Source organism: Deinococcus sp. Leaf326, from assembly GCF_001424185.1.
In the GTDB taxonomy this organism is placed as follows: Bacteria; Deinococcota; Deinococci; order Deinococcales; family Deinococcaceae; genus Deinococcus.
Genome location: NZ_LMOM01000026.1, coordinates 36,398 through 56,241 on the forward strand (window position 1 = coordinate 36,398; position 19,844 = coordinate 56,241).

Sequence of the window (19,844 nt, forward strand, 5' to 3'; positions counted from 1 at the left end):
TACTTGTGGTGAAGTGTCGCTGTCAACCGCAACAATCTGGAGGTCACTATGGTCCTAAACGAACCCCGTCCTGCCCGCCCAGCCGATGCCCCGGAGATCGCCCGGATCTATACCCAGGGCATTGAAGACCGTAGCAGTACCTTCGAGACCCGCCCCCGTACAGCAGACGACGTCGCCTCTTGGTTTGATGGTCAACACCCGATCGTTGTCGTGGAACGGCAGGGACAGGTCATCGCCTTCGCCAGTACCAGTTTGTACCGGCCCCGCGAGTGCTATGCCGGGATTGCCGAATTCAGTGTGTATGTCGACCGTGCCGCCCGGGGAACGGGGGCTGGGAAGGCGGCCATGCAGGCGCTCCTGGCGGACGCACAGGCGGCTGGGTACTGGAAATTGCTCTCGCGTGTTTTTCCGGAGAACACCGCAAGCCGAAAGCTCCTGAGCTCTCTGGGTTTCCGTGAAGTCGGCCTCTATGAACGGCATGGCCAGCTCGATGGATTCTGGAAGGACGTAGTAATCGTCGAAAAACTGCTGTGATCCTGGCCTGTATATGCTCGAATGAGACATGGCCCGTGCCACCCGGACGCTCAACCCCCTGCACTTCGAAGATCTGGAACCTCACCGCTTCGAGGACCTGGTCCGGCAGCTGGCCTACGAGTACCGACCCTGGAGCAGTATCGAGGCTACGGGCCGAGGTGGGGCCGACGATGGCATCGATATCCGGGCGTTCGAGCCGGGCAGTGCACGTCCGTTAGAAGAGGGTGACGAAGACGAGGACCTCCTCTCCGTGAACCCTGGACGGTTATGGATCATCCAGTGCAAGCGGGAGAGACGCATCGGTCCTGCACAAGTCCGGCGCTATGTGGAGGAAAGTGTGCAGGACCCCGACGCGCCTTACGGCTTTATCCTCGCGGCGGCCTGCGACTTCAGCAAGAAAGGCTATGACGCCTTCCGGCTGGCTCTCATCGGGACTGGCGTACAGGAGTTCCATCTGTGGGGCAAGGCTGAGTTGGAAGACATGCTGTTCCAGCCGAAGAATGATCACTTACTCTTCGCATACTTTGGAATCAGTTTATAGACCCGTAAGCGCTCGAAACAAAATGAGCTCAGGGCGAGTCTGGCTTTACGAAAACGGATCTTGCGTGCTTTTAAAAGCGAGAATGGTGAAATAGATCAAGAAGTTCTACTCCTGGATGCGGAGTGTACGGAGTACCCGTATGTCAGTCGAGTTCCAGATTTTGACAGGGTCGCTCCCTGGGGGATTTTCAGAGTCAGTTTCGTTCATCCCCAGCACTTTCTCGTCATTGAGCTCAAACGACAACTCGCCTATGCCGTAACGGATTCAGGGGCATGGGACGTTTTGGATCAAAGCAATATTCCCGTCACCCAGACTGACTTGTTTGAGGGACCAGATCGGATCATCGATTCGGAAGCGGGAAAGCGTTATCAGTTATGGCAAGGTAATGTTGCTCACCCAGAACGTGCCGAGCTGGTCACCATAACGCTGTTACCACTTGAACGCGTTGTTGGAATTCTCGAATCTGGCGATGTTGTCCACAAATTACCCATTTTATACATTCAAGCTGATAGTCAGGGCAGGCTGATCTCCGCAGAGACGAAACAAAGACTGGAATTTACCAGCTGGACTCATCAATACACTCTGAACCCTGATCCCAAAAAGCGCGTTCCCTTCTTTCAAAACCTTTCTAAGGAAGAGAACGCGCTGGATTCTTCGTCAAACTAAGGAGGTCTCAGCTCCGGTTCCCAAAGCGGCTAGCGAGCGCTCGACCGTCATGGCGGCGCGGGTGCCGGCGCCCACGCTCGTGGCGAGCTGGCGGTACACGTAGTCGCTCACGTCGCCGGCCGCGAACAGCATCGGCACGCTCGTGTAGATCTCCTCGGTGACTTCCACTGTGTCCCAGATGAACTTCATCTTGGGGTGCGCGAAGGCGCGGGCCTGGGCCACCTTGTTGGCCCGCAGGCTGTCGCGGCGGTGGATCAGCGTGACCTCGTCGGCGAATTTGGTCAGGAACAAGCCTTCCTCGACGGCCGCGTCACCGCCGCCCACCACGACCACCTTCTTGCCGCGGTAGAAGAAACCGTCACAGGTGGCGCAGGTGCTCACGCCGCGCCCCCAGAACTCTTCCTCACCGGGCACGTTCAGGCGCTTGGGGTTGGCGCCGGTCGCCAGGATCACACTCTTGGCGCGGTACTCGCCGCCGTACCCCGCCACCGTGAAGGGATAGGGGTGAGACGTGGGGTCGTGGCGGATGCCCTGCACCTCGTCCATCTCGATCTTCGCGCCGAACTTCTCGGCCTGCTGCTGCATGCGCTGCGCGAGTTCCATGCCCGGAATCGGATCGGGGAAGCCAGGGTAGTTCTCGACCTCCTCGGTCTGGGCGATCTGGCCGCCGGGCAGCCCCTTTTCCAGAATGACGGTCGAGAGGTTGGCGCGGCCCGTGTAGATGGCCTGGCCGCCGGGCAGCCCCTTTTCCAGAATGACGGTCGAGAGGTTGGCGCGGCCCGTGTAGATGGCCGCCGTCAGGCCGGCGGGACCGCCACCGATGATGGCGACATCGTAGGTCTTCATTTCAACCTCCTCGCCCAGTTCGGAGCTGCTGGGCTTCTTTCGCGCCGTGATACGCATGCTCTTCCGCCCAACGGGCTGCTGCCTCAACGTTGTAGGGGATTCGGCGGAACGAGACGCTCCAGCAGCCTGCTTCCCCTTCCAGCAGCACCCAGCGGGCCGAGGGGTGACCATCCTTCTGACGACTGACGGCGCCCGCATTGACCACCGTGAGGGCACCGATCTGCCGAATATGCTCCAGGTGGGAGTGACCGACGATGATCACCCTCGCCTCCTTGATGTCTCCCAGGCGCGCCAGCACCTGCTCGTCACTGGCCCAGGCTTTCTGCTCGCGCAGGAGATAGGTCCAGGCACTCTCGGGCGTGCCGTGCGCCGCCAGGACTTGACCGTCCGCCAGAGCAACGGAGGTGGGGAGCCCCGCGACGTAGGCCCCCGCACCTTCAGGCAGCTGTTCATGGAGCCACGTCAACATCTCGCGCTTCTCTGTGGTCTCGCTCAGGACTTCCCCCAGGCGTTCATCCGTGTTTCCCCGGACTTCCAGCACGCCGTGCTCCGCTTTAAGCGCTTGTTGCACCTGCCATGCCCCAGCGGGGTCCGCGCCACCGAAGAGTTGGTCCCCAAGGTTCACCCAGGCGTCCGGTTCACACCGCTCGATATCCTGTACCACAGCATCCAGGGCGAACCGATTCCCGTGGACATCCCCAAACACTGCAATTTTCATGCCTGTTCCTCCACCCACCGTCGCACTTGCGCGTCGATCTCATTGCGAACTCGGCGGAACACTTCGAGCCGCTCCGCCTCGCTGCCTGTCGCCGCGGCAGGGTCCTCGAAGGGCCACGCTTCCCGCTTGAACGCGAACGGGAAGATCGGGCAGTTGCGTTCTGCGCGGTCGCAGACGGTGATGACGTGGGTGAAATGGCCCTTCAGGAGTGGAGTGGTGCTCTTCGGGTTCAGATGAGCGGTGGGAAATCCAGCTTCCTGCAGGACGCGCACGGTCAGCGGATTGAGGAGACCGGGTTCCAGCCCGGCAGACGTCACCTCGAAGCGCTCACCCCCATGATGTTCGAGCAGAACCTGGGCCATCTGGGAGCGGGCCGTATTCCCGGAGCAGATAAACAGGACGCGGGGTTTGCTGGTGGGGTCGTTCTGGGTCATATCGGTGCTCCTTCTGGATCAGGGAGTTACAGCGAGAGGCGGAGGGCCAGGGCAACCAGCGTGACGAGCAACACCGGCAGCGTCAGGACGATCCCGATCTTGAAATACTGACCCCACCCGATTCGAATCCCTTTCTGGGAGAGGACATGAAGCCAGAGCAGCGTGGCGAGACTCCCGATGGGCGTGATCTTGGGTCCCAGATCGTTACCGACCACATTCGCGTAGATCATGCCCTGCTTGACGAGGCCGGTGGCCGTGCTGTCGTCGATTGCGATATTGCCGATCAGCACGCTCGGCATGTTGTTCATCACGCTGGAGATGAGGGCCATCACGAATCCTGTGCCGATGGTGCTGCTCCACAGGCCACCTTCGGCGAATCGGCTCAGCACATTTCCCAGAGAGTCGGTCAGGCCGGCGTTGCGCAGGCCGTACACGACGAGGTACATCCCCAGCGAGAAGATTACGATCTGCCAGGGCGCACCGCGTAGGACCTTCCGGGTCACGATCACGTGCCCGCGGGCCGCGACGATGTAGAGCAGTGCGGCACCCAGAACGGCTACGACACTGACGGGAACACCGAGTGGACCAGCCGCGAAGTACCCGACCAGGAGCAAGGCCAGCACGACCCAACCGGTCTGGAAGACACGGCGATCCCGGATCGCACTGTCTGGGGTGTCGAGTTTCGACTGCTCGTAGAGGCGGGGCAGATCTCGCCGGAAGTACAGAAACAGCACGGCCAGACTGGCCAGGACAGCGGCCAGATCGACGGGGACCATGACACTGGCGTATTCCCCGAAACTCAGGTTGAAGAAGTCCGCGGTGACGATGTTGACGAGGTTGCTGATCACCAGGGGCAGGCTGGAGCTGTCGGCGATGAATCCCGTGGCCATGATGAAGGCCAGCGTGGTCGTCGGGGAAAACCCGAGGGCCAGCAACATGGCAAGGACGATGGGGGTCAGGATGAGTGCGGTGCCGTCGTTGGCGAAGAGGGCACTGACGACGGCGCCGAGCAGGATGACCAGCGTGAAGAGTCTGCGGCCACTTCCACCGCCCCAGCGGGCGACGTGGAGGGCAACCCAACGGAAGAAGCCGGCCTCGTCCAGGAGTAAGGAGATGATGATCAGGGCCACGAACGTGACGGTGGCGTTCCAGACGATGTCCCAGACGACGGGAATGTCAGCGGTGCTGACGACGCCCGTCACCAGAGCGAGAAGCGCGCCGAAGGTCGCGCTCCAGCCGATGCCCAGGCCTTCGGGTTGCCACTTCAGTTTGGGTTGCCAGATGACGAGGACGAGGGTCAGAAGGAAGATCAGTGCAGCGAGAAGCATGACTTACTTCGTCTCGATCGCAGGACTTTCCTCGTAGGTAGGCGGGACGTCACGGCCTTCCTGGAGCGCCTGGACGAAGGCGTCGAATTGCACCTTGAGTTGGTCGCGGACGGTCCGCCAACGCTCCAGGCTGCCACCACTGGGATCGATGAAGGGGTAGTGCCGGCGCGTTGTCTTACCCGGGTAGATCGGACAGGCCTCGGCAGCGCTGTCGCAGACCGTCACGACGTAGTCGAAGTTCTGCGCATCAGGGACATCGTGGAGGGTCTTGCTGGTATGGGTCGAGAGGTCTAGACCCAGTTCATTCATGACAGTGACAGCGTCGGCTTTGACCTGGGTGGCTTCCGTGCCAGCGGAGTGGACGTCCAGGTCGACGCCCAGGCGGTGGGCGGCATCGCGCGTCAGGGCTTCGGCCATCTGGGAGCGGGCGGAGTTATGAGTGCAGAGAATCAGAACACGGAGCATGCGCGCAAGCTAACATACCGATTTCGGTTGATGTGTCAGGTGAGATGACTCAGGGAAGAGGTCCACCAGCAATTGACCACCCAGGCGGAAGAGGGGCTCCCGGTTCAAGGTGTAGTACATGTTCTTGCCGCGCTGCTCGGACGTCACCAGCCCCGCCTCTTTGAGGATGTTGAGGTGGTAGGAGACCTTCGATTGGGGCAGATTCAGGAGGGCCTCCAGGTCGCAGACGCAATGCTCGCCCAGAGCGAGGTGGCGGACGAGGTCATAGCGCGTGTCCTGGGCGAGCGCCTTGAGCTGGTCGAGTACGGAGGGCGCGGTCAGCGTGATCACCCATCCAGTCTAATCGGTTATCTCCCGTTCTGTAGAATGATTCTTTGAGCTGAAGTGAATGGGAGAACCGCCCTGGCTGATCCATCAGGAGGTCACCGCGTGGTCAATGCCCAGGTGTGACTTCCCGAGCGCATGACGTCGCCCAGATCTGTGCAGATGGTGTGACGAGAGAGGACCTGAAGGAGCACATCGAAAGTACGCTCTGTCTAATGGCAGATCATCGAGAGGCAGGATGACTTCATAACGCGGTGGAGCAGCTTCGAATTAGCTGGCCTGGGCGGTGACGGTCTCTTCGTGGCGGACGAGCGCTTCGGGAATGAGGCTGCCGGGGTCCTCGCCGTCCTGGGGGCGGACGATCCGCAGGCTTTTGCGGGCGCGAGTGAACGCGACGAGCATCACGCACCGCTCGGCTTCCTGTGCCTGCGGCGTCTTGGCTCGCGGATGCGGCAGCAGTTCTGGAGCAACGATGTAGATGTGGTCGGCTTCCAGCCCCTTGGCGCCGTGGATGGTCGCTAGGACGACGCTCTCCTCGGGCTTGCCCCGGAATAGGCGGCGGATGTCGTCGATCAGTTCCCCGAGGGTCTGTGCCCCGCCCTGCTCGAGCACCAGACTGAGCACGGAGATCTTGTCGGCGAGGCCGGCAAGTTGCATGTCAGCCGGCCGCCCATCGCGCTCAGCCCGGCGCAGCATCTTCTTGTACAGGAACTCTCCGTAGGCGTTGATCTTCTCGAACATCTCCACGAGGGCCAGGCCGTCACTGGCTTTCGTACGGTCCACCTTCTGCCCGTCCCAGGTGGCTGCGTCCCGGGCGAAGGCCACGAGCGTCCGGGAGAGGTCCCGGCCCTGGATGAGTGCGGGGGTGCCCTGACGGATGAGGTCATAGCAGACGGTCACGAGGGGCGCGTTCTCCCGGCACAGGATCAGGTCTCCAATCTGGGCGCGGCGGATGAGGTCGTCGTGCTCGATGTCCTCCAGCACACCGTCGACCGCCTGGGGCGCGGGTTCGATGTTGTCGGTGTAGGGCGCGGCGAAGGCGACGTGATTGGCTGGGCAGCGGTAGCAGATGGACAGGGGCCGGCGCTCAGCCCCGAACAGCTCGGCGAAGTGGTCAATGGCGTTGGCGTCGGCGCCCTTGAACGAGTAGAGCGACTGGCGCTGGTCGCCTACACCCACGATGCGACTCTCCGGCGTGGTGGCCGCCTGCAGGAGGCTGAGGCTGGCCCGGTCGAGGTCCTGAAGCTCATCCACCAGGAGGTAGCGGTAAGGCTGGGCGAGCCGCCAACCGAAGACGCTCGGTGCGAGGGTCTGATCGAGGAAGCTGACGATCTTTTCGTCCTGGAGTATCTTCAGTCCCTGCCGCAGCACGCGCAGGGTGAGTTGGTACAGCGCGGTCTCCGCGCCCAGGACCGGGGCGTCCACGCCGATCATGACCTCGATCCACTCGTCGCGGGGGATGTTCAGGCCCAGGTTGTGCCCCACGTGGAGCTCGGTGCAGGCCGTGAGACGCTCGAGCAGGTCCCGGCGTTTGGCGGGCGAGGGAATCTTCTCGTCGTCCACGATGCGCCGGATGAGGTCCTCGTACTTTTTCGGCTCGAACTGCAGGCCTTCGATGTTCTCCTTGCAGATGAGCTGGCCGAGGCTGTTCACCGTGCGGATGTCGAAGATGTCGGGCAGGACCTTCTTCAGGGCTTTGACGATTTTCGTGTTGAAGGCCAGGAATACGGCCTTCTCGCCCTCGGGGAGGAGCTCGTCCTGGAGGATGATCTCCGCGAGCATCTGGAGCAGGGTGGTCTTGCCGCTGCCAGGTGCGGCGTCCACACACATGGCGCGCAGACCAGCCCGGAAGTCGTCCCGGATGACCCGTTGATAGGTGTCGGGTTCGGGGAGGGGCTTGCTCTTCTTGGTGCGGGCGGCCCGCGAACGGGCGTTGTCGATGTGCTCGAAGAGGCTCATGAGGGGGCTCCTACCCCGTCAGGGGTGAGGGACAAGCGCATCAGGACTTCCGCCTGGAGGGGGTGCCCGAGGTGCTGGCCTTCTTCCGGGGGCTGGCGGTGCTGTCGCGTTTCTTCCGGGGGGTCGTGCTGCCCTTGCGCTTGGCCGGCGCGGTCGGGGCACGACCCGGGCTTTCCTCGGTTCGGCGCGTACTCTTGGCGCCGGGCTTCCAGGTGCCGGCAAGGAGAGCGGGGATGCTGCGCTCGTCGAGATCCTCGGGCAGCAACTCGACGGGCAGCAGCGCGGCCCCTTCAGCGGTGCGCAGGGTGACCTGACCGTCCCGGACCTCGAAGACGGCCTCGCGGCCAGGGACCTTGATCCGCGGCGAGGTGCGCTGAGCACCCGCGATGGCGGGCTTCAGCGCATCACGCCACACCCGGTCGAGGTAGTCGAGGCGCTTCAGTTCCCCGTTTGCTATGGCGTCGAGGTCCTGCTCCATCTGCGCGGTGAACCGGGCGTCGACGAGTTGCGGAAGCTGCTTCAGGAGGTACAGGGCCACACACAGCCCCAGAGGCGTGACGTGCAGCTTGCGGGCGCGGATCGCCACATAGTTGCGGCTCAGCAGGGTCTTGAGCGTGCTGGCATAGGTGCTCGGGCGACCGATGCCGGCCTTTTCCATGAGCTGCACGAAACTGCCCTCGCTGAAGCGGGCGGGGGCGCTGCTCTTCTTCTCCTCCGCCTTGACGCCGCTGAGGGGCGCGCGCTGCCCCACCGTGAGGGCGGGGAGGGCCTGATCGTCCTCGTCCTTCTGGTCATCGTCGTACAGGGCGGTGAAGCCGCGCCGGGTCAGGCGGGTGCCCGTCGCGCCCAGCGTGACCACGCCGGCCTGAAGGGTGATGGTGGTCTTCTCGCCGAGGGCGTCCTGCATCTGACTGGCAACGGTGCGGGTGTAGATCAGGGTGTAGAGCGCAAGCTCGTCGCCGTTCAGGCCGGTGGCTTCCGGGGCGAGGAAGGCGCCGGCGGGTCGGATGGCCTCATGGGCCTCCTGGGCATTCGAGTTGCGGGTGGCGTACTGTCGGGGACTTGGGGACAGGGCGTCCTCGCCGAAGCGCTCAGCGACGGCCGCGCGGGCGAGCTGCAAGGCCTCGTCGGAGAGCGCCGGGCTGTCCGTGCGGATGTAGGTCACCAGACCCTGCTCATAGAGCGACTGGGCCGCGCGGGTGACGGTCTCGACGCCCAGATGCAGCCGGGCACCGGCGGCCTGCTGCAAGCTGGAGGTCGTGAAGGGGGGCGGTGGCCGTCGGGTAATGGGGCTGACCTCGATGCTCGTGATCTCCGCTTCTCGGCCTTCCAGATACCCGCGCAGGCCTTCAGCCTTCTGGGCATCGAGCTGGGCGACCTCGAGGCCTTCCTTGAGCTGACCCTGGGCAGTGAAGCTGGCAGCCGTGGCTAGCGGGAGACCCCGAATGGCCTGCACGCTCGCGTTGAAGGGGGGCGTAGTGCCCACACGGGCCGTCACGCGCCAGTAGGCCGAGGGGATGAAGCTCAGGCGGGACTGTTCGCGTTGAGCGAGCAGCATGAGCGCGGCAGACTGGACTCGCCCGGCAGACTGTGGGCCCCCGATGGCGTCCCACAGGAGCGGTGAGACTCCATACCCTGCGAGGCGGTCGAGGATGCGCCGGCTCTCCTGGGCGGCCACGAGCGCGAGGTTGATCGGGCGGGGGTTCTGAATAGCCTTCTGGATGGCGGTCTTGGTGACTTCCTGGTACGTGACTCGGCGGGCGTCCTTGAGGCCGAGAACGACGCTGAGGTGCCAGGCGATGCTCTCCCCTTCCCGGTCGGGGTCGGAGGCGAGGTAGACGTCTCCTCCAGCGGCCTTGGTCGCGGCGCGCAGGTCGGTGAGGACCCCGGTCTTGGCGCGGGCGACGTACAGGGGGGTGTACCCGGCGTCGACATTGATGCCGAGACGAGCCCAGGCCTGATCGCGGTACTTCTCAGGGATGTCGGCCTTGGTGGCGGGGAGGTCACGCACGTGGCCGAAGCAGGCCTTGACGGTCCAGTCCCGGCCGAGGTAGGAGGCGATCTGCTTGGCTTTCTTGGGGGATTCGACGATCAGGAGTGGCATGAGGGTGCCTCCGGAAGAGCAACGAGCGAGGCCATAGGATTATGTTAGCAACAGAACGAGTCGGGATGCCTCAGAACATACGGGACACGGCAGGGTCATGGGTAGGCAGGAACGACATGGAGGGTGGATCGGCATCTCTCCACTGTGGGGGGCGTTCTGGTTGGCCGGTGGGGTGCCGGCCTGCTTCCGGGGACTGTGAAGGCGTTCTCCTCCTGCCGGGACAGCAGAAAAGGGGACCCCAGACGGGGCCCCCAAGGGTGGTTCAATCAGCAGCGTTGGCCTGCGGCTGGGCGACCAGGCTCGCCTTCCCGGCGTACCGCTCCTGGCGCTTGCCGCCTCGGAAGATGCACAGCGAGACGTACTCGAAGTCGCCGTCGGCCTTCTCCCGCACGCTGGGGGGGTCGGTGTTCTTGGCCCCCCGGCTGTACTTGATGGCGGCCGGAAGTTTGATCTTGCGGCTGTCCACCGCTTCGAGTTCCCGGCGGCGATAGGCGTGCCCACGGTGCATGACCATGATCTCACCCTCGCTGTTCCTGAATGGCCGCGCACCGATGAGGGACCAGTTGAAGTCGGCTTCGTTGTCGTAGGGGAACACGTAGCCCCCACTGGGGACCTCGCCACTGGTCCAGCCGCGCGCGCCGTAATAGGCCTGGACTTCGAGGAGTTTGTCGGGGCTGGGCACCTCGACGGTGACTTTGGCGCCGAGATCGGTCCTGAATTCAAGTTGCAACATGTTCTGGATCTTCCCGCGTGAGCGGGAGAGGGACGGAGCCCTACATCAACTCAAACGGTGCAGGCCTCGTCGTGATGAAGGCGAGCAGTTCCCCCGTCACGGGCTGGTAGAGCCCGACGCTCCGGTCCGTGAGTCGGGTGGCGAGGACTGGCGTGTGCGGTAGGACGTGAAACTCGGCCATGACCTGCGCGGCCTCCTGTCCGGCCTGGGTGGCGTCCATCGCACTCAGGCGGATGGCCAGGGCGCCGTTCCGCCAGCGGCACTCGAAGTCGATCATTCTTCGTCCGGCGTGGAGAGCGTCGCCGCGATGCCCTGGATGGCCCGGATGATGTTCTGGGCGATGTCCTCGTCGTGGGCGTAGACAGCGAGCCGGTTGTGGCCGAAGCGGTAGGTCCGGGCGAGTTGGTCGAGCTCCTGGCGCAGCGGGCTGGTCTTGTCCTTATAGCCGGCGCGCAGGTAGGCCAGGTGCGTTTCGGCGAGCTGGAGGCGGGGGATGGTCTGGCAGCCCTGGCGTGGGGTGCAGGAGAAGGCGCCCCCCAGGAGGCTGCCGGGGTGGGCGGAGTATTCGAGCTGGGCGGTGCTCTCGCGGCGCCGGGGGGTGATGATCTGGATAGGGGGCGCGGGGCGCTGGGTCGGCGAGTGGAGATTCATGCTCTGGCCTCTGCCCCGGTCACGGGGCGAGGGATCTAAAGCAACAGGAGTTTGGGAAAGCCCTGACGGTAGTGCTGAGGATCGAGGGTGAACAGGACCGCGCCGAGTTGCTGCGCATGTGCCCCGATCAGGAAATCGATCAGCAGTCGCCGGGGAAGGCCTCCCCCGCTCTCTCGACGGCGGCGGCTGTAGGCACGGTAAGCCGAGGATGCGGCGGTCCACATGCTCACGGACGTGTTCCAGTCCACCTCGATAGGCACGGACTTCAGGAAGGCCTCCAGATGCTCGGCCCGCATGTCAGGGGCGGCCAGGAGTTCGGCGTACACACTGGCATGGACGCAGAGGGAGCCTTGCGCAGCGGCCTGGATGAGCTGCCCTCCCAAAAGGACTGCGCCCGGCTCATCGCGGAGCAGGGCGCTGATGACGTTCGTGTCGACGCAGGTGATCATTCCTCGTGGCCACGTTCCCGGCGATAGTGCGTACGACTGTCGCTCTCCAATCGGGGCAGGGTGCCGATAAAGGCATAGAGAGGATGCGCTGCATCGAGATCGAGCGGGGGTGGGTCAACCTCGATCGTCAGTTGCTGCCCAGCCTGGAGCGTTCTGGCGAATGCTTCTGGGAGCATCAGGCGTCCTTGATCGTCGACAGTGGCAGTGACGCGCGTCATGAATAGACCTCCTGCCTTCAGTGTAGGGGGGGTGGAAGAAGAAAGATGTTGTCTGAGAACGCTTTGACCGACTTACGTGAGGCGGTGCATGTCGACCAGGGTCTGGTGTTCCTGTTCCACCTTGATCCGCTCGGCGTCCAGTTGGGCCTGAAAGGTGGCCGTCGCCTCGGCCAGTCCTGGTCGACGCTGGCAGGCCCAATTGAGGTGTCGCGCCGTGGCGGCCAGATCCCCCGAGACCTGCGACAGCAGTTCAGCCTGGGCCTGCGCTTCAGCCCGCTCTGGGAAAAAGGCCTGGATGAAATCGTGCAGGATGATGTCCCCGACCTCCCTCGCGGAGAGGGAGCCTGGGCCCTCAATCAGTTCGGCGTCGCGCAATTCCTGCGTATCCCAGAGACCCAGGATCAGCAAGCCGCCCAGGGCTTCCAGGTTTGCGCGCAGGTAGACCTCCGCTGCCTCGGGCGTGCCGCTCAGGATCAGGCCATACGTCCGGTCTCCCTCCCCCGGGACGAGCGCCTCCCCTTCGTTGACCTGGACCGCGAAGGGGACCGGCTGGCCTCCCAGGGTCAAGGTTTGTGCGAGACCCAGGAGCGGCCGCTGTCCTGACCACATCTCGACCTCTCGGAACATGCGGATGCCCTGGACCTGCACGGCCGGGACCGCCTCCAGATGCTCGGTCGTGCCGTAAGGCACGGAGTAACCCTGCGTGCGGAGGAAGTGGAGTGCGGCGGCCTCACCGGAGAAGGGCGTGAACACGACGCCCAACTCGGGTTTGATCCAGTCCCGCGTCCAGCCGCTGAAGCTGTCGTCATCCCGGTCCTCGCCGAGAGAGGCCTGAATCTCACTGGGGTGGCTGAGGATCGTCGGCACATAGCCCTGGAGTCGCAGGAAGGTCGCGAGGACGTGGGGGCCGTACCCTTGAGCCTGGTGGAGGTTCGCTTCCGTGAGCCGATCGGCGCCCAGGTGCGGAATGCACGTGGCGAGTTCCGCTTCGACGTGCCGCTCCAGGGCGGTTGCCAAGTCCTGAACGGCACGCGCGAAGGCTTCGTCATCGAGGAGGGCGTTGCGGTCGGGCAGTTTTGGACGCAGGCCGCTCGCGGGATCGATGACCAACGTGAACTCGACGAACTTGAGGAGCGCGGCCGTGAGGGGGGAAGCGGCCTGACCGAGACGCTGAGCGAGCAGCTGGGCAGGGAGGGCGAAGTGCTCCCAGATGACGGTGTCATTCGCCCCGCCGATTCTGCGCCGGAGATAGAGCGTGCCCGCAGGTGTGGGGAGAGGCGTGCCCTGGGGCTCTAGCGGGGGGATGACTTCGCCGTTGAACCGGACCGTGATCGGGGCATATCCCCGCCGGTCCTTCAGGAGCTCGCGGAGCTTGGGCTCCGTCTTCAGGACGAGGACGACCTGGAAGCCTATGAGCGGCTCGGCTGCTTCGACGGGGACGGCCTTGCTCTCGGCGAACTCCTCGGGGGTGAGACGGAAACACCAGTCATGCGAGCGGTAGGTGACGTGGTGTGCGAACTCCGGATTGAGGATAGAGAGGGCCCCCAGACCGGCGGGCTCGACGATCCCCTCCCCCCAGCCACTCTCGGCTGCGGTCAGGAGGACCTGGGGGTCGGTCAGGCCACAGCCATTGTCGGTGACCATGAGGACGGGCCCGACGAGGTGGAAGTTGACCACTGTGGCCCCAGCGCGCAGGCTGTTCTGCAGCAGTTCCTGGAGGGCAGCGGCGAAGCCCCCGAAGAACCGGGGGATTTCCCGGAGCAGGCCAGGACCGAGGCGAGGCGTGACGGTGGTGGGCCGGGCAGGAAGGAGAGAAGTCATGCCTCCCTGCCTGCCCCGGTCACGGGGCGAGGGAGAGGCGGCTCAGCGGGTGAAGAGGGCGGAGCAGGCGATGGTCTGCTCAGGGTTATTCTTGGGCGCTTCGAAGCCGACAAAATAGACCTGCTTGGGGGCGAAGGATCCCGAGAGGGCAGCACTCCAGATGCCCTCGTCATCGCCGAGGGGGACGAGGGTGGTGATCTGCTCGCCGTCACCCCAGGCGCCGTAGGGAACGAAGAGAGACTCGTAATTGCTGTTGAAGCGCATGGCGGCGTACTCGGGGTCCATGTCGACCTTTTGGGCGATCACCTGGACGAACTTCCAGTTCTGGAGTTCGCCGATGCGCCCGTACTTCCAGCCGCTGCACGCGCAGGCGTTGAGGAGCGTACCCTTGATGGAGACGAGGCGAGCGACATGCTCGCTCATGGACCAGTCGAGTCGGGACGTGAAGGCGGTATTTCCGATGTTGCAGGCGCGGGGTATCTTCGGGTTTTCACCTTCTCAGGGTGAGTGCAAGCTCACTGGGACGTCACTCAGAAAGGAACGTTGGGGCGACGCGACCCAGTAAGAGAAGGCAACAAGCGTACCCTTCCCCGCTCTCCAACCCCTGGCATGCCTACGGCCGGGATAGTCGGCCCTATTCGAGCCGGAGCACCGATAATGAGTTCCAAAGCTTTGCCGGTTGATGAGGATGCAGACCAAGATGTCAAATATCGATCTGTATCAAGCCGCAGAACAGAACCAGCTGAGAACTGAGCCTTAGTCCACGTTCAGTTCAAGAATCTGTCCGCCACTCTGCTCGAAACGCGGCCAATAGGCGGCCGGGTGAAGCAGTTGATGGGGAAAGTACAGGCCAGCCGGAGTGACCGGCCCCCCGTCGAGACCCAGGAGCCGTTCCAGGGTCATGGCGACGCCGAGACCTGTCAGAGGCATCTGGCCTTCCGGATGAACCACAGCGTGACGAGTGCGCAGCGGCCGACCGTCCTGATCCTCGCCGCTGAGTTCAATCAGAATCTCTGTGGAGAAGGCCTCGCCGCGCCGCCGGGAAGAACTGACCCCCATGGCGACATGGAATTGCACGTTCGGCGCTCCAGTCGCTGTGGCCAGACCAACCACGTCGTAGGGAGAGTACGCAGTAGCTTCCATTTCTGTCCCATCCAGGGCGCGGAAGCTCGTCTTGATCTCATCGCCCATGCGCCACACATAAGCACCGTCCCGGCGAACAAGTGCTGCTGGCAGGGTCTGTGTCTGCCGTTCCCAGTCATCTGTCGCGGCTGGACCGGCAGCGTCGTGTTCGTCCAGCAATGCTCCAATGGTAATGTCGTGAATCCGGCTGAACGCTCTGGCGAATTCGAGCGTCGGAATTGACGTCGCGCCGACCAGCCACTCTGTACCGAGCACAACCGGAGCAGCCTCCGGCTGACGCATGTAGGCGGCCACTTCGGGAGCGATTTCGTTGATCCCTAGCGAGACACTGAGATGAGGAATGCGGCGCGACTGGGCAAAGTGGAGGGCGCCGCGGTGCTCGTCGCTCAATAGCACTGCGACCGCACTGACTTCACGGTGACCGAGCCCCAGATCCTGCGCGCTGAGGTCGAGGACGACGCCTTCTGCCCCACCCATTTTCTCCGCTACACGTTGTGCGTTGGCGAGGTTACGCCCACCGAGCAATAGAGGAATATCCGGGTGAGCCTGGCGTAGGGAGCGGGCGGTCCAGCGGCCTACATGACCAGAGCCGCCGACAAGTAAAATGGGAGCTGTTGACATACTGTGATCTCCTTCGTGTGCGAACCTACGAAGAGTAGATAGCACACGCAACCTACGAAAGGTAGGTTTGCGATCCACCGTGAAGGAGAGCTGAAACACACTTTGAACAGTCCGCACCCCTCGAAAGCTCGGCAGCGCCTCTCGAAAGGCGAACGTCGTCGCCAGCTCCTGGAGACGGCCCTGACGGTTGTGAAAGAAGAAGGGGCAGACCGGCTCACGCTAGCTCACCTCGCTACGCGGGCCGGAGTCTCCAAACCCGTGACGTACGACCACTTCGGGACACGCTCAGGCTTATTGATCGAGCTGTACAGATGGATCGATGCACAGCAGGCGGCGGCGCTGCGGAGTGCGATCACGGCCACCGCCCAGAGTACGGAGGAAATGGTCCAGGCCCTCGCGGACGCATACATTCACTGCGCCGCCGATACCAACGGAGAATTTTACATCGTCGGTGCAGCGCTCGCCGGAAGCGAGGAAAAAGCGATGGTCTATCAGGAACTCCTCGACAACAGCGTCCAGATATTCATCTCGGTGTTGGAGCCGCACAGCGCTCTGCCCCAGCAGCAACTGGAAGAACGGTGTGTCGGGCTGGTCGGCGCTGGAGAGGCCCTCTCGACCGCGCTCGTACGAGGCAAATACACCGAAGCACAGGCCGCTCAAGCTTTCGCCTCGATCATTCGGGGCGCGCTATGAGTTACCAAGAATAGGGGTGAAATCATGGCGCGAAACATGTTACAAGGGAGAGTATTGTAAGCCGTTTGGACTTTACTCTCCTTTCGCTTTCAACTGCTGTCTACTTGCTTAGTCGCTGGATCGCGCCATATATCCCCCAAAGCTGCTTGTTCGGCGATCAGGGTGCCGGCTTTGACCATCTGGCGGAGCATGTAGTACACCGCGCCCTTGGGAAGCCCAGTCAGGCGGCTGATCTTGGCACCCCAGAGTCGGTGTTCGGTTTCGAAGAGGGCGGGCCGCCCGGCGTGGAGACAGTCCAGAATGTGTCGCCGGTTCTGGCCGGGGCGGTGACGCGAGACGGTCGGTGGGGTGGTCAAGGACTCAGGAGGCTCGCTCGGGCTGGCCTCGCTGGTGCTAGGTGCCTGCACGGGCCCAGAAGAAGACGCTCAGGCCCCCGAGCACGAGGAGCCAGGGCGCGGGGCGTCGTCTGTAGTGGCGCAGCTGTGGGACGGCCCGCAAGGTCGGCTGCCGGGCGCGCACCTCTTCACGGAGCCGGGCCATGTCGGCGAGGTACTGCTCGCCTGCGGCGTCGAGGCGGGGGGTCGTCTGGGGGGCGGGCATGGAACCTCCTGGGAGACAAGGGGCGAGCGGACGACAAGCTAGACGAGGGTTCAGGGCGACTCCACGGGAGGACCGGTTACGCGCACCGCCGGGGGACTTCGGTCGGGGTCACAGTGAGGTGTCCTTGCCGGGTCTGCCGCCACTGCTGCAGGCGAAGCTGAGCGTCCCGGACGAACTGTTGCCATTGGGGCTCGGACAGTTGGCTGAGGGGGGTAGTGGTCGGTGGGGTCATGTGGATCCTCCTGGAATGGCTGGGGTCGCCCTGAGTTCGAGCGTACGGGCGGTTCTGGTTGGCACCTGGGACATGGGGGGTGCTTCAGGGCGCTCGGGGTAGAGCGTCCGGGCCAGGAACAGAGAGAACGCGATGGTCAGACCGGCGAGGAGCATGTCTGGGGCGTTCCCCAACGGGGGAGGGACACGGTACGGCCGGATGATGTGGGGACTGTCAGGGACTGGAGGGCGGGTCTGCTGTGGTCAAGCGGCATCTCTCTCGTCCTGTTCTGTTCTGGGCAGAACGGGGTAAACTGGGAGGGATGACGGGTCCTGCACTTCCCCAGGCGTTGGAGGTTCTGCAGCGAGTCTGGGGGTACAACGAATTTCGGGGCGTGCAGGGTGACATCGTGCGGACGGTCGCCGAGGGTGGGAATGCCCTGGTCCTCATGCCCACCGGCGGGGGCAAGAGCTTGTGCTACCAACTGCCCAGCCTCCTGCGGCCTGGGGTCGGGATCGTCGTCTCGCCCCTGATCGCGCTGATGAAGGACCAGGTGGACACGTTGCGCCAGCTGGGCGTGCGGGCGGCATACCTGAACTCGACCCTCTCCCCTGCGGCTGCCCGGACGGTCGAGCAGGCCGTCCTCACGGGGCGTCTGGACCTGCTCTACATTGCGCCCGAGCGACTCCTTCTGCCCCGTACATTGGAGTGGCTGCACCGGGCGCAGATTGCCCTGTTCGCGGTGGATGAGGCGCACTGCGTCTCTCAGTGGGGGCATGACTTCCGGCCGGAGTACCAGCAGCTCAGCGTCCTGACGGCGGAGTTTCCTGAAGTGCCCCGGATCGCGCTGACGGCGACGGCCGACGACCGGACCCGGGCAGATATTCGGCAGGTTCTCGGGCTTCAGCGGGCCCCGGAGTTCGTCTCCAGCTTCGACCGGCCGAACATTCAGTACCGGGTCGCCGACAAGTCGACGCCCAAACAGCAGTTGCTGGAGTTCATTCAGGCCGAGCACCTGGGGGATGCGGGGGTTATCTACTGTCTCTCCCGGCGATCGGTGGAGGAAACGGCGGAGTGGCTCCAAGAGCAAGGCCTGCCGGTGGTGGCCTATCACGCCGGGATGCCCCCACAGGATCGGAGCCGAGCGCAGGAGCGCTTCCTGAACGAGGAAGGGCTGATCGTGGTGGCCACGGTGGCGTTCGGCATGGGGATCGACAAGCCGAACGTGCGGTTCGTGGCGCACCTCGATCTGCCCAAGAGCATGGAGGGCTACTACCAGGAGACGGGTCGGGCCGGGCGTGACGGCCTGCCGAGTACCGCCTGGATGGTCTATGGCTTGGCCGACGTGGTGAACGTGCGCCGGATGCTCGCGGACAGTGACGCGCCCGAGGACGTGAAGCGCATCGAGGCGGGCAAGCTCGATGCCCTGCTGACCTACTGCGAGGCGGCGACGTGCCGGCGGCAACTGCTGCTCTCCTACTTCGGGGAGACGCTCCCAGAGCCCTGTGGGAACTGCGATGTGTGCCTGAACCCGCCCACGGTGCGGGACATGACCCAGGAGGCACAGATGGCGCTCTCGGCGGCGATTCGAACGGGAAACCGGTACGGGTCGGCGTACCTGACGGACATCCTGTTGGGGAAGGACAACGACAAGAACAAGCGGCATCGGCACTTGCCCACCTATGGCGTGGGGAAGGGCCACGACGTGAAGGTCTGGCGGAGCGTGCTGCGGCAGCTGGTGAGCCTGGGGTACCTGACGGCCGGGCCGTACCAGGGGCTGATGGTGACCGGGCGGGCCCGGGGCATTCTCCGGGGAGAGGTACAGCTGCTGCTGCGCGAGGACACCGTGAAGCCTCGTACGTCTAAGCGCGAGCGGGCGCAGGCGACACGGGTGGCGATCGGCGCCCACGACCGGCCGCTGTTCCTGGCCTTGCGGGCGTGGCGAGCGGAGCGGGCCGGGCAACTGAAGGTGCCGCCCTACGTGATCTTCAGTGACGCGACGTTGAAGGCGGTCGCGGAGTTGCGCCCCGGCAGCCTGCAGACGCTGAGCACGATCAGCGGAATCGGGGAGCGCCGACTAGCGGAGTACGGGTCGGAGGTGTTGCGGATCGTGCGCTCTGGGGTGCACGAGGAGCAACGGCGGCCGCGGGGGACCGTGCAGGCGCATGAGTTTGGCCTGGTGCCCCAGGACATCACGTGGGAGACCCTCGCAATGCCTCGGTTATCAGAGACGCCCCCGCCACTGCTGACCGTGCAGGAGGAAGTGCGGGTTCCGGTAAAACCCGAGCGTCCTGTGGAACGCGCTCAGGTGGAGGCGCCGCCCGCTGTGGTCACTGCACCTGTGGAGCCCGGTGTTGTCCGTGAGGTGCAGCAGGAGCGAACTCCTCCGGCTCCGACGGCATTAGCATCTCCAACGCTGCCGTCTCCCGCGCTGGCGCCAGCGGCCCTCAAGGCGTCTATCGAACCGCCCGAGGTCAGTGGCCCTCAGCCACATCCGGCCGTGATGACGGCCTTACAGGAGTTGCGGCGGGAGCTGGCGCGAGAGACAGGGTATGCGGCGTATGTCGTGTTCCCGAATGCCACGCTGACAGCCCTGGCGACCCGCTTGCCGCGCACGATGGCTGAACTGGTGGGCTTGCCTGGACTGGGGGCAAAGCGGATCGAGGCGTACGGGGAAAGCATGCTCGACGCGATCAATACGGAGTTGGATGATTGAGCGCTTCGTTGCTCGCCACTGTGAAGCCAAGTGATCATCTCTAGCCTCAGCAGTATGCCCATGAATGAT

23 protein-coding genes and 1 pseudogene are annotated in these 19,844 nt (G+C 64.0%); 6 read left to right on the forward strand and 18 right to left on the reverse strand.

Annotated features, from left to right (window positions below):
• Positions 1–48: 48 nt before the first annotated feature.
• The 3 genes from ASF71_RS09930 to ASF71_RS23650 are packed head-to-tail and all read left to right on the forward strand — an operon-like array spanning position 49 to position 1,741.
• A complete protein-coding gene (locus ASF71_RS09930) occupies positions 49–534 on the forward strand; it encodes an arsinothricin resistance N-acetyltransferase ArsN1 family A (protein ID WP_056298966.1) in 486 nt (161 codons plus the stop codon).
• A gap of 28 nt (positions 535–562) precedes the next feature.
• Positions 563–1,075: a restriction endonuclease gene (locus ASF71_RS09935; RefSeq protein WP_056298969.1), complete on the forward strand. Its 513-nt coding sequence runs from the start codon at positions 563–565 to the stop codon at positions 1,073–1,075.
• Positions 1,076–1,135: 60 nt separating this feature from the next.
• On the forward strand, positions 1,136–1,741 hold the full coding sequence (locus ASF71_RS23650) for a hypothetical protein (RefSeq protein ID WP_156372714.1): 606 nt from the start codon (positions 1,136–1,138) through the stop codon (positions 1,739–1,741).
• On the opposite strand, the gene ASF71_RS09940 is transcribed toward ASF71_RS23650, so the two are convergent.
• The 16 genes from ASF71_RS09940 to ASF71_RS10015 form a co-directional block, all read right to left on the reverse strand.
• On the reverse strand, positions 1,733–2,587 hold the full coding sequence (locus ASF71_RS09940; RefSeq protein WP_056298975.1) for an NAD(P)/FAD-dependent oxidoreductase: 855 nt from the start codon (positions 2,585–2,587) through the stop codon (positions 1,733–1,735). The two genes, ASF71_RS23650 and ASF71_RS09940, sit on opposite strands and share 9 nt — an antisense overlap.
• 1 nt (position 2,588) lies before the next feature.
• Complete coding sequence (locus ASF71_RS09945) at positions 2,589–3,305, reverse strand: metallophosphoesterase (protein WP_056298977.1); 717 nt, start codon at positions 3,303–3,305, stop codon at positions 2,589–2,591.
• Complete coding sequence (locus tag ASF71_RS09950; RefSeq protein WP_056298978.1) at positions 3,302–3,739, reverse strand: arsenate reductase ArsC; 438 nt, start codon at positions 3,737–3,739, stop codon at positions 3,302–3,304. Before ASF71_RS09950 ends, ASF71_RS09945 begins: the two co-directional genes overlap by 4 nt.
• Positions 3,740–3,765: 26 nt before the next feature.
• On the reverse strand, positions 3,766–5,067 hold the full coding sequence (locus ASF71_RS09955) for an arsenic transporter (RefSeq protein ID WP_056298980.1): 1,302 nt from the start codon (positions 5,065–5,067) through the stop codon (positions 3,766–3,768).
• 3 nt (positions 5,068–5,070) lie between these two features.
• Positions 5,071–5,532: an arsenate reductase ArsC gene (locus tag ASF71_RS09960; protein ID WP_056298982.1), complete on the reverse strand. Its 462-nt coding sequence runs from the start codon at positions 5,530–5,532 to the stop codon at positions 5,071–5,073.
• 9 nt (positions 5,533–5,541) lie between these two features.
• A complete protein-coding gene (locus tag ASF71_RS09965; protein WP_056298988.1) occupies positions 5,542–5,862 on the reverse strand; it encodes a helix-turn-helix transcriptional regulator in 321 nt (106 codons plus the stop codon).
• Between the two features lie 264 nt (positions 5,863–6,126).
• Positions 6,127–7,815: a UvrD-helicase domain-containing protein gene (locus ASF71_RS09970; RefSeq protein ID WP_056298992.1), complete on the reverse strand. Its 1,689-nt coding sequence runs from the start codon at positions 7,813–7,815 to the stop codon at positions 6,127–6,129.
• Between the two features lie 40 nt (positions 7,816–7,855).
• Positions 7,856–9,919 carry a type I DNA topoisomerase gene (gene topA, locus ASF71_RS09975; RefSeq protein ID WP_056298995.1) on the reverse strand — a complete coding sequence of 688 codons (2,064 nt, stop codon included), beginning with the start codon at positions 9,917–9,919 and terminating at the stop codon, positions 7,856–7,858.
• Positions 9,920–10,181: 262 nt separating this feature from the next.
• Positions 10,182–10,652 (reverse strand): single-stranded DNA-binding protein, encoded by a 471-nt coding sequence (locus tag ASF71_RS09980; protein ID WP_056298999.1) that lies wholly within the window; start codon positions 10,650–10,652, stop codon positions 10,182–10,184.
• Positions 10,653–10,692: 40 nt separating this feature from the next.
• Positions 10,693–10,929, reverse strand: a complete 237-nt coding sequence (locus tag ASF71_RS09985; protein WP_056299002.1) for a hypothetical protein — start codon at positions 10,927–10,929, stop codon at positions 10,693–10,695.
• Positions 10,926–11,303, reverse strand: coding sequence for a hypothetical protein (locus ASF71_RS09990; RefSeq protein ID WP_056299005.1), 378 nt, complete (start codon positions 11,301–11,303; stop codon positions 10,926–10,928). The genes ASF71_RS09985 and ASF71_RS09990 overlap by 4 nt, the downstream gene beginning before the upstream one ends.
• 35 nt (positions 11,304–11,338) lie before the next feature.
• The gene (locus ASF71_RS09995; protein WP_056299008.1) at positions 11,339–11,752 is read right to left on the reverse strand and encodes a type II toxin-antitoxin system VapC family toxin; all 414 of its coding nucleotides are present in this window, start codon (positions 11,750–11,752) and stop codon (positions 11,339–11,341) included.
• On the reverse strand, positions 11,749–11,970 hold the full coding sequence (locus ASF71_RS23655) for a hypothetical protein (protein WP_156372715.1): 222 nt from the start codon (positions 11,968–11,970) through the stop codon (positions 11,749–11,751). The genes ASF71_RS09995 and ASF71_RS23655 overlap by 4 nt, the downstream gene beginning before the upstream one ends.
• Positions 11,971–12,042: 72 nt before the next feature.
• A complete protein-coding gene (locus ASF71_RS10005) occupies positions 12,043–13,791 on the reverse strand; it encodes a hypothetical protein (protein ID WP_056299016.1) in 1,749 nt (582 codons plus the stop codon).
• Between the two features lie 42 nt (positions 13,792–13,833).
• Positions 13,834–14,214 carry a hypothetical protein gene (locus ASF71_RS10010; RefSeq protein WP_056299018.1) on the reverse strand — a complete coding sequence of 127 codons (381 nt, stop codon included), beginning with the start codon at positions 14,212–14,214 and terminating at the stop codon, positions 13,834–13,836.
• Between the two features lie 333 nt (positions 14,215–14,547).
• Positions 14,548–15,555, reverse strand: a complete 1,008-nt coding sequence (locus ASF71_RS10015; protein WP_056299021.1) for a hypothetical protein — start codon at positions 15,553–15,555, stop codon at positions 14,548–14,550.
• A gap of 102 nt (positions 15,556–15,657) precedes the next feature.
• Between ASF71_RS10015 and ASF71_RS25730 the strand changes: the two are divergent.
• Together ASF71_RS25730 and ASF71_RS10020 are read left to right on the forward strand one after the other, a co-directional pair.
• A pseudogene (locus ASF71_RS25730) lies at positions 15,658–15,849 on the forward strand (TetR/AcrR family transcriptional regulator); the annotation flags it as partial.
• The gene (locus ASF71_RS10020) at positions 15,850–16,248 is read left to right on the forward strand and encodes a hypothetical protein (protein ID WP_235514303.1); all 399 of its coding nucleotides are present in this window, start codon (positions 15,850–15,852) and stop codon (positions 16,246–16,248) included.
• 89 nt (positions 16,249–16,337) lie between these two features.
• On the opposite strand, the gene ASF71_RS10025 is transcribed toward ASF71_RS10020, so the two are convergent.
• Both ASF71_RS10025 and ASF71_RS10030 read right to left on the reverse strand, forming a co-directional pair.
• Positions 16,338–16,604, reverse strand: coding sequence for a helix-turn-helix transcriptional regulator (locus ASF71_RS10025; RefSeq protein ID WP_082505893.1), 267 nt, complete (start codon positions 16,602–16,604; stop codon positions 16,338–16,340).
• A 37-nt stretch (positions 16,605–16,641) separates the two neighbouring features.
• Positions 16,642–16,848: a hypothetical protein gene (locus ASF71_RS10030; RefSeq protein ID WP_056299028.1), complete on the reverse strand. Its 207-nt coding sequence runs from the start codon at positions 16,846–16,848 to the stop codon at positions 16,642–16,644.
• A gap of 533 nt (positions 16,849–17,381) precedes the next feature.
• Between ASF71_RS10030 and recQ the strand changes: the two genes are divergently transcribed.
• Positions 17,382–19,775: a DNA helicase RecQ gene (gene recQ / locus ASF71_RS10035; RefSeq protein ID WP_056299031.1), complete on the forward strand. Its 2,394-nt coding sequence runs from the start codon at positions 17,382–17,384 to the stop codon at positions 19,773–19,775.
• Positions 19,776–19,844 lie beyond the last annotated feature (69 nt).

Coding starts and splice junctions, on each gene's coding strand:
- ASF71_RS09930 (WP_056298966.1), top strand. CDS start 49: ATGGTCCTAAACGAACCCCGTCCTGCCCGCCCAGCCGATGCCCCGGAG.
- ASF71_RS09935 (WP_056298969.1), top strand. CDS start 563: ATGGCCCGTGCCACCCGGACGCTCAACCCCCTGCACTTCGAAGATCTG.
- ASF71_RS09940 (WP_056298975.1), bottom strand. CDS start 2,587: ATGAAGACCTACGATGTCGCCATCATCGGTGGCGGTCCCGCCGGCCTG.
- ASF71_RS09945 (WP_056298977.1), bottom strand. CDS start 3,305: ATGAAAATTGCAGTGTTTGGGGATGTCCACGGGAATCGGTTCGCCCTG.
- ASF71_RS09950 (WP_056298978.1), bottom strand. CDS start 3,739: ATGACCCAGAACGACCCCACCAGCAAACCCCGCGTCCTGTTTATCTGC.
- ASF71_RS09955 (WP_056298980.1), bottom strand. CDS start 5,067: ATGCTTCTCGCTGCACTGATCTTCCTTCTGACCCTCGTCCTCGTCATC.
- ASF71_RS09960 (WP_056298982.1), bottom strand. CDS start 5,532: ATGCTCCGTGTTCTGATTCTCTGCACTCATAACTCCGCCCGCTCCCAG.
- ASF71_RS09970 (WP_056298992.1), bottom strand. CDS start 7,815: ATGAGCCTCTTCGAGCACATCGACAACGCCCGTTCGCGGGCCGCCCGC.
- topA (WP_056298995.1), bottom strand. CDS start 9,919: ATGCCACTCCTGATCGTCGAATCCCCCAAGAAAGCCAAGCAGATCGCC.
- ASF71_RS09980 (WP_056298999.1), bottom strand. CDS start 10,652: ATGTTGCAACTTGAATTCAGGACCGATCTCGGCGCCAAAGTCACCGTC.
- ASF71_RS09985 (WP_056299002.1), bottom strand. CDS start 10,929: ATGATCGACTTCGAGTGCCGCTGGCGGAACGGCGCCCTGGCCATCCGC.
- ASF71_RS09990 (WP_056299005.1), bottom strand. CDS start 11,303: ATGAATCTCCACTCGCCGACCCAGCGCCCCGCGCCCCCTATCCAGATC.
- ASF71_RS09995 (WP_056299008.1), bottom strand. CDS start 11,752: ATGATCACCTGCGTCGACACGAACGTCATCAGCGCCCTGCTCCGCGAT.
- ASF71_RS23655 (WP_156372715.1), bottom strand. CDS start 11,970: ATGACGCGCGTCACTGCCACTGTCGACGATCAAGGACGCCTGATGCTC.
- ASF71_RS10005 (WP_056299016.1), bottom strand. CDS start 13,791: ATGACTTCTCTCCTTCCTGCCCGGCCCACCACCGTCACGCCTCGCCTC.
- ASF71_RS10010 (WP_056299018.1), bottom strand. CDS start 14,214: ATGAGCGAGCATGTCGCTCGCCTCGTCTCCATCAAGGGTACGCTCCTC.
- ASF71_RS10015 (WP_056299021.1), bottom strand. CDS start 15,555: ATGTCAACAGCTCCCATTTTACTTGTCGGCGGCTCTGGTCATGTAGGC.
- ASF71_RS10030 (WP_056299028.1), bottom strand. CDS start 16,848: ATGCCCGCCCCCCAGACGACCCCCCGCCTCGACGCCGCAGGCGAGCAG.
- recQ (WP_056299031.1), top strand. CDS start 17,382: ATGACGGGTCCTGCACTTCCCCAGGCGTTGGAGGTTCTGCAGCGAGTC.